This is a genomic window from Glycocaulis albus (assembly GCF_014639075.1).
GTDB lineage: Bacteria > Pseudomonadota > Alphaproteobacteria > Caulobacterales > Maricaulaceae > Glycocaulis > Glycocaulis albus.
On the sequence record NZ_BMFS01000001.1, the window covers coordinates 60284 to 73328 of the forward strand.

The following is a 13045-nucleotide window of genomic DNA, read 5'->3' on the forward strand; positions in this document are numbered from 1 at the left end:
CACTTGCTTTAAGAAACTTGCGCGCCGGGCGGGGCCGGCGCGCGAATCAGCGGGAGTTATCCAATAAAATGAAATATTTGTTTGCCGGTGCGGTGATAGCGGCCGCCATCGGGGGCTTTGCGCATGGCCAGAATCCGGTTGAAGGAGAACAGGCCTATTCACCGCTCGGTCAGTATGTCCGGGTAAATCCGGCGGTGAGCCTCGCCATGACCGATACACAGGAATTTGTGACCGGCGATGCGCCGTGGCTGCTGCGGGCGCGCCGCGCCGGTGTCATTGACGCCAATACGCTGACGATTGGCGGATACTTCAAGGCGGCACAATTCTTCGAACGGACGGACACGGCCGGGAAATTCCCGATCCTCAACCGTTTTCCCAACCAGCATGGCCCCGGCACGCGCAATGATGACTTCGTGGTCAATGCCGCGGGTATAGCCTTTACCGGAACGCTGGGTGACTGGCTGACGGGCTATCTGCAATACGAATACTCCGAAGTGACCTTCACCGGCGATCAGAACCAGGTGCAGGCGCGGGAATTCTACGCCGTCCTCGGTAATCTTGATGTGTTCGGCGGCTATATCGCCTATGGCCGCAAGACCATCGATTTCGGCGAGCAGACCGGCTACAATCCGTTCACCCACACCATCAACCAGCACTTCTTCTGGACGCTGGCGGACTCGCCTGTAGTCGAGCTCGGCTATATCGGTGATGACTGGCGTGTCTCTGCCACGCTTGCCGATGGTGACCGCATGCTGCGCACCGGCCAGACACTCGACCGCAATGGAGGCCTCGGCAGCAATTTTGCCCTGAAGGCGGAGCGCGTCTTCCGCTTCGATGAGGCGCGTGCCTTGCGCATCTCGGCCAGCTATCTGCACGACACGATCTACAACAATAATTTCACCGCCCACACCTTCCAGGCGATCAATCGCTTCGGGCCGCCCAACGCGCCGCGTCCGCCACGCGTCTATATCGCCGAGCGGGTTGGCCTGTGGGATGTGGCGGCGGAATACACCACGCCGCGCTACGATCTCGCGGTCGAATATACCCAGACAACGCGCCCCTGGGTGGCGGTGTCCTACAATAACGATACAGGACAGCCCCTGCCGGGCGCCCGAGAGCTCTCGGCGTTGAGCATTATGGGCCGTTACCGTACCGAAGTGGCCGGCTATGACGCGACGCTGGCGGCGGTGCTGTCCGGCTCCATTCTGGGTCCGGACGGAACCGAATTCGATGCTGTCTACCAGCACGTGATCAGCGGCGAACTTCACCTGAACCGCTTTGTCGATCTGGGAGTGGAGCTGGTGCTGAATGAAGGTTGGCAGCCCTTTGTCGGCATCCAGGATGTCGCTGACAGCAGCGTGCAATCGCAAGCCCTGCTGATCGGACTGACCGCCCGCTTCTGAGCGCGCATTCCGACAACAGACATGAAAAGCCCCGGACGGAAACGTCCGGGGTTTTTTTGTTGTTCTGGCCCGACCCGCGTCCGCCTTTTTGCAATCAGCTGCGCGGGTTTCTTCTGGATCCCCGGTCAAGCCGGGGAACCCGGTCTAGGGGTTTTGGTTCCACATTCCGGGGTCCCCGCCCCCGAGCGGGGACCCAGTACCCGCATGTTTGCAAAACAAAGCCCCGGACGTTTCCATCCGGGGCCTTGCATTCATATCGCTACGGAAGGTCCCTACGCCGCCGCGCGCTGACGCAGGACGTAGTGCAGGATGCCGCCATTCTTGAAGTAGTCGAGCTCGTTCTCGGTATCGATGGCGGCGCGCAGCGTCACCGTTTTCGAAGAACCGTCCGACGAAGTGATCACCGCTTTCACATCCGCCCGCGGAGTGATGGCCGAAACGCCGTCGAGCGTGACCGTCTCGTCGCCCTTCAGGCCCAGCGAAGACCAGCTCTGCCCGTCCTTGAAGACCAGCGGGAGCACGCCCATGCCGATCAGGTTGGAGCGGTGGATACGCTCAAAGCTCTCGGTGATGACAGCGCGCACGCCCAGAAGGCGCGTGCCCTTGGCCGCCCAGTCGCGGGAAGAACCGGTGCCGTATTCCTTGCCGCCAAAGACGACCAGCGGACGGCTTTCCTCGGCATATTTCATCGCCGCGTCATAGATGGACATCTGTTCGCCCGACGGGTGATGGATGGTCACGCCGCCTTCAACGCCAGGCACCATCTGGTTCTTGATGCGGATATTGGCAAACGTGCCGCGCATCATCACGTCGTGATGGCCACGGCGCGCGCCGTAGGAGTTGAACTCGAGCGGCTCGACGCCGTGCGTCTGCAGCCAGCGCCCGGCGGGGCTGGAGGCCTTGATGGAGCCGGCCGGCGAGATGTGGTCGGTGGTGATGCTATCGCCAAACAGGCCGAGTATCCGCGCATCCTTCACATCTGACGGCGGGGTCACATCCGTCGTCATGCCTTCAAAGAAGGGCGGGTTGGCGACATAGGTGGAGTCCGGCCAATCGTAGGTGAGGCCCGAACCGCTCTCGATGCCCTGCCAGTACTCATCGCCCTTGAAGACGTCGGCATAGCGGCTGGCGAACATGTCCGGCGTGACGGCCGAGCGGACCACTTCGGCGATCTCGGCGGATGTCGGCCAGATGTCTTTGAGATAAACCGGCTCGTTATTGCCGTCATAGCCGATCGGGTCTTCGGTGAGGTTGATATTCATCGTGCCGGCAAGTGCGTACGCGACGACCAGGGGCGGGCTCGCCAGATAGTTGGCCCGCACGTCCGGATTGACCCGGCCTTCAAAATTGCGATTGCCCGACAGGACCGAGCAGGCCACGAGATCGCCCTCGGCAATCGCCTTGGAGACTTTTTCAGGCAAAGGCCCGGAATTGCCGATACAGGTCGTGCAGCCATAGCCTACGAGATTGAAGCCGAGCGCATCGAGATCGTCCTGCAGGCCGGCGCGCAACAGATAGTCGGTGACGACCTGGCTGCCCGGCGCCAGTGACGTCTTCACCCAGGGCTGGACTTTCAGGCCGCGCTTTACCGCGTTGCGGGCGACAAGGCCCGCGCCCAGCATGACGGACGGGTTGGAGGTGTTGGTGCAGGAGGTGATGGCCGCGATCACCACGCTGCCATGACCGACCGAGTATTGCTCGCCCTCGACGCGCACCTGACGGGCGCCGTCCTCGAGCTTTTTAAACTCGGCATCGAGCACCTGCGCGAACTCGTCTGCGGCGTCTTTCAGGGCCACGCGGTCCTGCGGGCGCTTCGGCCCGGCGAGGGAGGGCTCTACCGAGCCGAGATCAAGGTGCAGCGTGTCGGTATAGACGGGCTCGTCGGTGCGTTCGGGGCGGAACATGCCCTGAGCGCGCGAGTATTCCTTCACCAGCTTGACGCGCGATGCGTCACGGCCGGTGGAGGCGAGATAGTCGATGGTCTCGTTATCGACGGGGAAGAAGCCGCAGGTCGCGCCGTACTCAGGGGCCATGTTGGCAATAGTCGCCGCGTCTTCCAGCGAGAGCGTATCGATGCCTGCGCCGTAGAATTCCACGAATTTGCCGACCACGCCCTTCTTGCGCAGCATCTGCACGACGGTCAGCACCAGATCGGTGGCGGTCGCACCTTCGGGCAGCTTGCCGGTCAGTTTAAAGCCGATCACTTCCGGGATCAGCATGGAGACCGGTTGGCCGAGCATGGCGGCCTCTGCCTCGATACCGCCCACACCCCAGCCGAGAACGGCCATGCCGTTGACCATGGTGGTGTGGCTGTCGGTGCCTACAAGCGTGTCCGGGAAGGCGTAAGCGACACCGTCCTCTTCCTTGGTCCAGACGGTCTGGGCAAGGTATTCGAGATTCACCTGGTGGCAGATGCCGGTACCGGGCGGAACGACGCGGAAATTGTCAAACGCGCTCGCGCCCCATTTGAGGAATTTGTAGCGCTCGCCATTGCGCTCGTATTCGCGCTCGACATTGCTTCTGAAGCTGTCGGCCGTGCCGAACGTATCCACCATGACCGAGTGGTCGATGACCAGATCGACCGGCACCAGCGGGTTGACGCTTTTGGGATCACCGCCAAGGGCCTTGGTGGCGTCGCGCATGGCGGCGAGGTCCACCACGGCGGGAACGCCGGTGAAATCCTGCATCAGAACGCGCGCCGGGCGGTACTGGATTTCGTGGGAGGACTTGCCGGTCTTGACCCATTCGGCCACGGCCTCGATATCGGCCTTGGTGACGGTCGAGCCGTCTTCAAAGCGCAGCAGGTTCTCCAGAAGGACCTTGAGCGTGTAGGGCAGTTTCGACACGCCGGTCAGGCCGTTCTTCTCGGCCTCTTTCAGGTCGAAATACTGGTAGGATTTGCCGTCTACGGTCATTTCGCGGCGGCATTTGAAGCTGTCCAGAGAAGCCATGTCACATCCTTATCGCGGGTCTGCCCTGCCGATGGTGCGGGGGAGAGGGATATCCCGCGATCCGGCTCGTCAGGCTTAAGAGGAGACGGTTTCCCGCTGGCCTACGCATATCGATGAGCGCATCCGGCGCGAAAGCCGCCCTTGGCGCGCCTTTTAGCCCTGCTTCCCCTGCGCTGCAATGCATCAAGGCGCTATTTCACCGGTCTTGGGGCCACAATGTCCCATTGGCGTGTGCGGGCATATTGCGCTAGTGGCTTGGCGATGAGCGTCACTGCCCTTGATACCACCGCCAGTCTTGGCGTTCAAAGCCTGATCCTGTCGCGCGGCGGGCGTGTGCTGGTGCGCGATCTCACTTTCAGCCTCAAGCCCGGTGAGGCGCTGGTGCTGACGGGCCCCAACGGCACGGGCAAGACGACGCTGCTGCGCGCGATTGCAGGTCTGGTCCGGCCCGATGCGGGCAGCATCACGGCGGCGCCTCTGGCGTATCTGGGCCATGGCGATGCGCTGAAATCCGCCGAGACGGTGATGCAAGCCATGTCTTTTGCGGCCCGTCTGCACGGGGCAGGCGATGGCAGGGCCGCTCTGGAGGTGATGGGCTTGAGCGCCCTTGTGTTTCGCACTTGTGGCCAGCTTTCTGCCGGGCAGAAGCGCCGTCTGGCGCTGGCGCGGATGACGCTCGACCCGCACGCCCGGCTCTGGCTGCTGGATGAACCGGCGGCCCCGCTGGACGCGGAAGGCAAGGCGCTGCTCGCAGCTCTGGTGGCGGATTTCCGCGCCTCGGGCGGCATGGTCATCGCCGCTACACATGCAGACCTTGGCTGGAGCGATGTGCGCACGCTCGAGATGGGTGTATCGGAGGCGGGTACATGAGCGCGTTTGCCGCCGTCTTCGTGCGCGAATGGCGTCTGGCGGCTGCGGGCGGCGGCGGACCGGCCGGGCCTGCCGCCTTCATGCTCGCAGCGCTGGCTCTGGTGCCGCTGGCCATCGGGCCGGACCCCGATATTTTGCGTGCGGCGGCGCCGGGCGTCATCGCCTTTGCGGCCCTGCTGGCCAGCTTGCAGGGCGCAGAGCGCCTGTTTGGCGATGATCTCTCCGATGGCACGCTGGAGCTTTACGCGCTCTCTCCGGTCTCCCTGACCGCGCTTTCGGTCATCAAGGCCGGCGCCTATGTCAGCGCGGTGCTCTGGCCTGCGCCTCTGATCGGGTTTGTGGCCGCCATGGCCTATGGCATGGACGGACCTTCTGCCGGAGCGCTCAGTCTGGGCCTGGTCCTGGCCCTTCCCGGTCTCGCGCTGGTGTCGGGTTTTGCCGGCGCGCTGGCGGCGGGGGTGAAGCGCTCCGGGCTGCTCATCGCGCTCATCGCCGCGCCGTTGCAGGTGCCGCTGCTGGTGTTCGTGGCGGGTGCAGGCCGCGCTGCGCTGGAAGGGACGGGCCTTGCCGGGGCAAACCTGATGCTGGCGGGTGCGTTTTCGTTGGCAGCCCTCGCGCTGGCGCCGTTCGGAATGGCGGCGGCGTTGAGGGGGCGGTTGGAGTGATTTTTCCCTCGTCCTTCGAGACGCTCACTTACGTTCGCCCTCAGGATGAGGGGAAAGATTACCCCGGCGCGCAGCGCCGCAAGGGCGACCGCCCGCCCGCAGCGATAGCGAGCCTGCGAGCGGCAAGCGAGGACCGACCCCACGAATGTGGGGGAGGACAAAAAAGGTGCGGCGCTGCGTCCGCTTGCGGATGAAGGGCGCAAAGTCTAGGTGAAGCCCGATGTGGAGCGCCTTTGCCAATCCTGAACGTTTCGAGCGTCTTGCGGCGCGGCTTGTGCCGTGGTTCGGCTGGGGCGCAGCGATCCTGTTTGCCATCGGCCTGCCCTGGGCGCTGATCATCTCCCCGCCGGACTATCAGCAGGGCGATACGGTGCGCATCATGTATGTGCACGTACCGTCGGCCTGGCTGTCGATGGCGGCCTATGCGGGCCTCGGCGGGGCGAGCTTTGTCTATTTCATCTGGCGCCACAATATCGCAGACCTCGCCGCGCAGGCGCTGGCGCCTATCGGGGCGGTCTTCGCCTTCCTGACGCTGGCCACCGGTTCGCTCTGGGGCCGGCCCATGTGGGGGACGTGGTGGGAATGGGATGCGCGCCTGACCTCCATGCTGGTCCTGTTCCTGCTGTATCTGGGATACATGGCCCTCAGGGCTGCCATCGAGGATGAGCGCCTCGCTGCGCGCGCGGGCGCGATCCTGGCCATGGCGGGGCTCATCAATCTGCCCATCATCAAATTCTCCGTGGACTGGTGGAATACGCTGCACCAGCCGGCCAGCGTGATCCGGCTTGACGGCCCGACCATTCACATGAGCCAGCTCTGGCCACTTCTCGTGATGGCGCTGGCGTTTACCGCGCTGATGACCGCGCTCGTCCTCATGAATGTGCGCAATATGAGCCTGGCAAAGCGCGCCGAGGCGCGCGCTCGCCGCCGTATCGAGGGGGAGGGCACGTGATGGCCGAGTTCTTCGCGATGGGCGGGCATGCGGTCTGGGTGTGGAGCTGTTATGGCCTCAGTGCTGGCGGCATTGCGTTTCTCATCTGGCTCAGCTTTCGCCAGAGGGCCAGGGCGCGCGAATGGCAGAAACTGTCCGGAGACGGCCAGCCATGAACCGGATCGTGTTCTGGGCGCCGCTGGGCGCGATTGCCCTTCTCCTTGTGGTGTTTGCCATCGCGCTGACAGGCGAACGTGAAGGCACGCCGGGCGATCCGATGACGGGGCGGGCGCTGCCGGAGCTTCCCGTTACGGAATTTGGCGCAGGGTTCGCCCATTTCGATCCTGACGTGATCGAAGGCCCGTACCTCTTGAACTTCTGGGCGAGCTGGTGCGCGCCGTGCGAGATCGAGCACCCGCTGCTGGAAGAGCTGGCGGCGGGCGGCATTCCCATTCACGGCATCACCTATGCCGACCGGCCGGAAAACAGCCTCGCCTTCCTGGCCCGGCTGGGTAATCCGTTCGCGACACTGGCCGCAGATCATGAGCGCCGCGCCGCGCTGGAGCTGGGCGTTACCGGCGCGCCGGAGACCTTCATCATTGATGGAGAGGGCATTATCCGTGCGCGCTGGCGCGGGGCGATCACGCCGGAGATATGGGACAGGCGTCTGGCGCCGGTCTGGAATGCGGCGGTGAGAGAGGCTGAGGCCAGCCCCGGCACGAGCGGCCGGTAGAGCCTACTTCTTCTTTTTCTTCTTTTTCTTCTTGTCTTTGTCCTTGGCGTCCTTCTTGGCCGCCTTGTCCTTGCCCTTGGGGCCGGCGTCCGGATCCAGCGCGCGCGATATGCGCACCAGCGCATCGACAAAGTTGGAACGCTTGTTCTTGGCGAGGACGGACAGGATCGCCTCATCCGCGGCTTTTGCGCCATCCACCGCAGTCTGATGGAGGGCGCGGCCCTCATCGGTCAGTTTCACCGCATTGGCACGTGCATCGCCGGGGGCTTTTTCGCGGGCCAAAAGCCCGCGCGTGGCCATGCGGCTGACCAGTTCTGCCAGCGTTGAGCGGTCAATCCCGGTGCGCTGGACCAGCTGGGTCTGGGTCTGTCCGTCGGCTTCTTTCAGCGCGCTCAAAACCGCAAACTGGCGCTGGGTGATCTCCACCCCGCCAGTGGCCGCCGAGAAGCGCTCGGAAGCAAATTGCTGAGCCCGGTGGAGGAGCTGGCCCGGCGAGGCGGCCAGATCAAATTCTGCCTTGTCACCCATAATGCCCTCTTCATCCGATGACTGAGCTTCGGCTAGACTACACGTGAAATGTCACGGTTCAATGTCAATTCCGTCCTGATACGGAAAAGGGGCGGTGTCAGGCAATCCATGAGGAGGCCAGCGCAGCATCATGCCAGACCAGCCGGTAAAGTTCGAACGCACCGTCCCGGAAGGCGATAACCGCACCCGCAATGTATGCTCCACCTGCGGATTTGTTGATTATGTGAACCCGAAAATCGTCGCTGGCTCTGTCGTGTTCAATGCGGCCGGGGAGATATTGATGTGCCGCCGGGCGATAGAGCCGCGTTCGGGCTTCTGGACACTGCCTGCCGGTTTCATGGAGCAGGGCGAGAGCGTGGAGGAGGCGGCGAAACGCGAAGCCTGGGAGGAGGCGTATGCGGTGATCGCGATTGAAGATCTGATCGGCGTCTATTCGGTGCCGCGCATATCACAGGTGCAGATTTTCTTCCGCGCGCGGCTTGCCGAGCCGGAGATCAGGCCCGGCCCGGAGAGTCTGGAGGTGCGCTTCTTCGCGCTCGACGATCTGCCCGAAGCCGAGTTTGCCTTTCCGTCGGTACGCTGGGCAGTCGACGATTATCTCGCCCGGCAGGGCAAGAGCGGTGTCGCGCCGGAAATGCGCACCCAGGCCAAGGGGATCACGCCTTACTGATACGCCGCCTCGATCAGCCTTATCGCGCGAGGGTCGCCCACCAGCACATCCATCTGCCGGTTCATCACATAGGCACCGGACAGGCCCGTTACCGGGTCTGCAAAGGCGCATGAGCCGCCAAACCCGTAATGGCCGACGGCCTTGGGCTCCGGGCCGAACCAGCCGGAATCGCGGTTCACATTCACGCCTGCACCAAACGCGATGTCGAAAGGCAGGACGCGGTCTTCGCCCGCCACGCGGATTTCCATCGCCTCGGCAGTGACCGCTTCGCTCAGGAGGCGTTCACCGCGCAAGAGCCCGCCTGCTGCGAACACGCCCATCAGCTCGGCCAGCCCTCTGGCGGTGGCGTGCGCATTGGCGGCGGGAAATTCGGCCGTGCGCCACTCGGCTGCGCCGCGCCGTCCGGGTGATGACCAGGCTTTCAGGAAGGCGGCCTGCTTTTCGGCATTCATCTTGCCCAGATGCGGCGGGCGGGGCGGCAATACGTGTTCGCCTGCGCGGGCATGTTCGGCTTCAGGCAGGCCGATATGGACATCAATACCGCGCGGTCCTGCGATAACTTCGCGAAGCAGCCCGCCAATCGTGCGGCCTTGTCGATCAGCCCGCCGGATGGCGGCATCGGCCAGAAATCCGAATGTGATCGGGTGATAGCCGCTGCCTTCACCCAGCGGCCACATTGGCGCCATGGCAGCAAGGCGTTCTTCTATCAGCTCGCGGTTGAACCAGTCAGACGCCTCCATGGCTTCGGTGAAGCCCGGCAGGCCCGCCTGATGGGAGAGCGCATCGCCGAAGGTGACGCGCTCTTTGCCTTCGGCGGCAAACTCCGGCCAGATACCGGCCAGCTTCGTATCGTAGGAGAGCCAGCCCTGATCGACAGCGTAAGCTGCCACAGTCGCGCTGATCGCCTTGCCGGTGGAGAAGACCGGGATGAGGGTGTCCTCGCTCCAGTCCCTGGTGCGCGCGCGGTCGGCATGGCCTGCCCAGATATCGACGCGCTTCTCGCCCTTCTCGTAAAGGGCAAAAGCCGCGCCGATCTCGTCACCGGCCTCGAAATTGGCGCGCATGGCGTCGGCTACGGCTTCAAAGCCGGGCGCGACATGTCCGTGTATCGTGATGCTCATGGGGCAAGGCCGTAGCCCGGCTTCGCGGCGCGATCAAGGCTTCAAAGAACAATGCGCATGGGCAGGCCGCGCGCGTCCACAGGCGGGTCGGGTGGCAGGCTCATCGCCTCACCGTGCGCGATGCGCCGGGCGGTCAGGGCGCACATCGCAGCGTCCAGTACATCGTCCGGCGCACAGCGGGTTTTGGGATAGGGGTGCGGGTCAACGATAGAGGCGGGGATGGCGTAGCGGGCGAGCAGAGCCAGGCGTTCGGCCCGGCCCTCCGCTGTCTTCTTGTTGTGAGCCATCGGCGACCCGCTCAGAAGGGCAAAACCCGCTTCCGGGTGCGTCTCGAAGACACGCGCGCTCATGTCAGGGGTCAGGGCTGCATCCACTTCGCGGAGCTTTTTGAACAACGCAAAGCTCTGTGCGGAGAGGCCGGGGCCCCCGGCAGCGCGGTTCAGGGCGATGGCCTCTGCATGGGTGGTGGCGGTGAGGGCGGCACGCAAGGGTGATGAAAACACGCTGGAGGCCCGGCTCTTCAGCAGCTTGCGCACCAGACGCTCGCACGCGCGGGCCGGCCCGCTGGGCGTGTCTTCAAACCCGATGGGAATGTCGATGGCGATGATGGCGGGCTTTTCCGGAGCATTCAAAGCATCGGACAGGGCGGGAAACAGCCGCAATCGCGGCTCTGTCCTGTGGCCGATGTCCAGCAGCAGCCCGACCCAGCCGGATTTGCAGCCATCCAGGCCGAGCACCCATTGCGGGGCTGTCATGGCATCGCGTCCAGCACCAGATCATGGCTGCCAGCATCAAGGCTGACGCGAATGACGCGCTCACAGGCCTTTGTGACGTGATCACACAAGGCCTGCCCGCCCTCGCCCCGGAGGTGCGCTACGAGTGCCAGCGCAGCCAGCAGATCGCCCGTTCCGTGCGGCACGCCCTCCAGCCGGTCGACGCTGGCAGAGCAGCTTGCCCCCGCGTCCGTCATCATGACACGCAGCCTGCCGGGGCCGTCCGGCACGGAGGTGACGAGGACGGGCCTTGCAAGCGTGCGTGCGGCGGCTTCTGCCGAGCTGGCATCAGTGACGGGCCTGCCCGTCAGGAAGGCCAGCTCGAACGCGTTGGGGGTGATGAGATCTGCCAGCGGGATCAGCCGGGCGGCGATGGCCTCTGCGGTCTCGCGCTTCACATAGAGCCCGCCTGCGGTGCCATCGGCCACGCCATCGCCGCAGATCGGGTCGACAAGGACGAAGAGGTCCGGGTTGGCCACCTTTGCGGTCTGGATAAAGGCGCTCGCGGCGCGGACCTGTTCGGCGCTGGCGAAATAGCCGGTCAATATGGCGTGTGCGCGGATGTGGGCACCATGGGCGAGCAGCCCCTCCAGCGCTCCGGAAAACACCGGGTCCGGGACAGCTCCGCCGCCAGGTGCGCCCAGGCCCGGATGGCGGCCGAAAATCACGGTCGGCACATGTTCGGGCGTAAATCCGGCGCGCGTGAGCACAGCGGCGCTCACGCCGCCGCCAACCCGGCTGCCCGCCACCAATGAGCTCAGGATAATGGCGCTGCGGTCCAAAGGGACTTATTCCAGCTCGGGCCGTTGCACGTTGACGGCAAGGCCCAGCCGGTCAAGGTCGAACTCGCCGGCGGGGCTGACAAGCGAAGGCAGTGGCACGGGCTCTGGCGGATCAAGTGTGATGACCAGCGTGCCGCCATCGCGCACAAAGTCGGACAGGGGCCGGGCGATGGCATTGATGAAAGGCCGGGGGATTTCGGCTGGCAGGGCGGAGAGCCCCAGCGCGATGAGCGCGGAGGCCTGCACGCGCATCTGCGCCGGAGTGACGTTGTTCATCTGGGCATAGGCCGAAAAGCTGCGGTCGAGAAGCGACTGGTCCTCCAGCCGGATTTCGAGCCGGTGCAGCCGGAGCAGACGTTCAAGGCGGGCCAGCGTGTCAGGATCATCCGTGCCGCCGGCGCGCGCGGCGGCGACCGCATCGCCATAGGCCTGCACACCGGAAATTTCCTGATGTGCCGACAGGGTCAGCCCGTCTTCCCAGACAAAACGATTATTGTTCTGGGTCCGGATCGTGTCGGTTTCGGGATCGTAGATGGTATCGGTCTCGAAACGCAGAACCACTTCCTCATAGCCGAGAAAACCGAGCACGTTATGGACATGTTCGCCCGGATCGCTGCCGCGCTCGGCCGAAAGGCGCATGGCGGGCATGGAGGCGAGCGTGCGCAGGCGCCCGGCTTCGGGTGTTACCTCTGCAGTGAAGCTGTCCATCTCGTAGACCACCCCGCTGGCCACGCCCGACAGGCCTGTCACAGAGAGACTGCGGTAGTAATCGGCCGGGTTGCCGGAAATGGCAGTCTGGAGAAGGGTCGCGGCCTCGTCGTCAAACAGGGAGGCGAGAAAGCGCGCGCCAACGGTGTCCATTTCAACGCTTTCGATCTCGAAGCGTGTAGCAGGGCCGTCAAAGCTGATGCTTTCGGCGCGTGCCAGTTCCAGTCCGGTTTCGTCCAGCCCGCGCAAGGTGATATTGGCGGCCTGCAAAGTGCCATCGCCCTCAGGCAGAGTTGCCGACAGGCCCGCCAGGGACATTTCGCGGAAACTGTAGGCGGCAAGATTACTGGCGAGACCGGGAAGCTTGTCTGTCTCGCCGGTGAAGGAAGCGGCGATGGAACGTGACAGGGCCGGGCCCGGCCGGTCGATGACGAGGCGCTCGAAGCGGGTCTCGCCGCCCTCCAGATCGGTGAGGACCGCATTTTCCAGTGTCAGCCGGTCAAAACGCACCGCGTCCTCTTCAAGGCGCGGTGCGGCGATCTCCATGATTTCGGCGGTGAGCCGGCTCTGCACGAGGCGGGGGCCGTCCTCGCCGCCCTCCTCGATCTCCAGTTCCGCGAGCAACAGCGTGAAGCCCTCGAACCGGAAGATGCCATTGGCAAAGTCGCGCTCCTCCCAGTCCGCCCGGCCGGGCTCTTCCAGTCCCAGTATGCGGGCCGCCTCGGCGGCGGCACCGGTGGTGACGCGCGTCGCCGGCGGCTCGCGCTCCTCCTGCCTGTCTCCGCACGCGGTCAGCAGCAGGGCGGAGAGACACAGGGAGGGCAGGACGCGCAAGAGGGACATGAGACGGGCTTCCGGGCTGATAGCGGGTGAAGCGCCAGCCTAAAGCGTCCAAAGCCGCAGAGCTAGA

The 13045-nt window shown here is 64.4% G+C and carries 13 protein-coding genes; 7 read left to right on the plus strand and 6 right to left on the minus strand.

The annotated features are described in order from the left end of the window. The first annotated feature begins 68 nt into the window (after positions 1-68). Positions 69-1403, plus strand: a complete 1335-nt coding sequence (locus tag IEV75_RS00310) for a hypothetical protein (protein WP_188450556.1) — start codon at positions 69-71, stop codon at positions 1401-1403. A 272-nt stretch (positions 1404-1675) separates the two neighbouring features. Here IEV75_RS00310 and acnA read toward each other — a convergent pair whose 3' ends face one another. Next, complete coding sequence (gene acnA, locus IEV75_RS00315) at positions 1676-4354, minus strand: aconitate hydratase AcnA (protein WP_188450557.1); 2679 nt, start codon at positions 4352-4354, stop codon at positions 1676-1678. Positions 4355-4615: 261 nt separating this feature from the next. Between acnA and ccmA the strand changes: the two genes are divergently transcribed. The 5 genes from ccmA (at position 4616) to IEV75_RS00340 (ending at position 7553) form a co-directional block, all read left to right on the plus strand. Then, the gene (gene ccmA / locus IEV75_RS00320) at positions 4616-5224 is read left to right on the plus strand and encodes a heme ABC exporter ATP-binding protein CcmA (protein WP_188450558.1); all 609 of its coding nucleotides are present in this window, start codon (positions 4616-4618) and stop codon (positions 5222-5224) included. After that, positions 5221-5889, plus strand: a complete 669-nt coding sequence (locus tag IEV75_RS00325) for a heme exporter protein CcmB (protein ID WP_188450559.1) — start codon at positions 5221-5223, stop codon at positions 5887-5889. The genes ccmA and IEV75_RS00325 overlap by 4 nt, the downstream gene beginning before the upstream one ends. A gap of 220 nt (positions 5890-6109) precedes the next feature. Next, positions 6110-6841, plus strand: coding sequence for a heme ABC transporter permease (locus IEV75_RS00330; RefSeq protein WP_188450560.1), 732 nt, complete (start codon positions 6110-6112; stop codon positions 6839-6841). Continuing rightward, a complete protein-coding gene (gene ccmD, locus IEV75_RS00335; protein WP_188450561.1) occupies positions 6841-6996 on the plus strand; it encodes a heme exporter protein CcmD in 156 nt (51 codons plus the stop codon). Before IEV75_RS00330 ends, ccmD begins: the two co-directional genes overlap by 1 nt. Beyond that, on the plus strand, positions 6993-7553 hold the full coding sequence (locus IEV75_RS00340; protein WP_188450562.1) for a DsbE family thiol:disulfide interchange protein: 561 nt from the start codon (positions 6993-6995) through the stop codon (positions 7551-7553). The genes ccmD and IEV75_RS00340 overlap by 4 nt, the downstream gene beginning before the upstream one ends. 3 nt (positions 7554-7556) lie before the next feature. Here the strand turns inward: IEV75_RS00340 and IEV75_RS00345 are convergent, their stop codons facing one another. Then, a complete protein-coding gene (locus IEV75_RS00345; RefSeq protein WP_188450563.1) occupies positions 7557-8081 on the minus strand; it encodes a MarR family winged helix-turn-helix transcriptional regulator in 525 nt (174 codons plus the stop codon). Between the two features lie 130 nt (positions 8082-8211). On the opposite strand from IEV75_RS00345, the gene IEV75_RS00350 reads away from it, so the two are divergent. Beyond that, the gene (locus IEV75_RS00350) at positions 8212-8751 is read left to right on the plus strand and encodes an NUDIX hydrolase (protein ID WP_188450564.1); all 540 of its coding nucleotides are present in this window, start codon (positions 8212-8214) and stop codon (positions 8749-8751) included. Here IEV75_RS00350 and IEV75_RS00355 read toward each other — a convergent pair. From IEV75_RS00355 to IEV75_RS00370, 4 genes are all read right to left on the minus strand, one after another. Then, a complete protein-coding gene (locus tag IEV75_RS00355; RefSeq protein ID WP_188450565.1) occupies positions 8745-9872 on the minus strand; it encodes a serine hydrolase domain-containing protein in 1128 nt (375 codons plus the stop codon). The genes IEV75_RS00350 and IEV75_RS00355 overlap by 7 nt on opposite strands. Positions 9873-9913: 41 nt before the next feature. Further along, positions 9914-10627: a DUF429 domain-containing protein gene (locus IEV75_RS00360; RefSeq protein ID WP_188450566.1), complete on the minus strand. Its 714-nt coding sequence runs from the start codon at positions 10625-10627 to the stop codon at positions 9914-9916. Beyond that, a complete protein-coding gene (locus IEV75_RS00365) occupies positions 10624-11367 on the minus strand; it encodes a bifunctional hydroxymethylpyrimidine kinase/phosphomethylpyrimidine kinase (RefSeq protein WP_188450567.1) in 744 nt (247 codons plus the stop codon). The genes IEV75_RS00360 and IEV75_RS00365 overlap by 4 nt, the downstream gene beginning before the upstream one ends. A 66-nt stretch (positions 11368-11433) precedes the next feature. After that, positions 11434-12978 carry an aq_1923 C-terminal domain gene (locus IEV75_RS00370; RefSeq protein ID WP_188450568.1) on the minus strand — a complete coding sequence of 515 codons (1545 nt, stop codon included), beginning with the start codon at positions 12976-12978 and terminating at the stop codon, positions 11434-11436. Positions 12979-13045 lie beyond the last annotated feature (67 nt).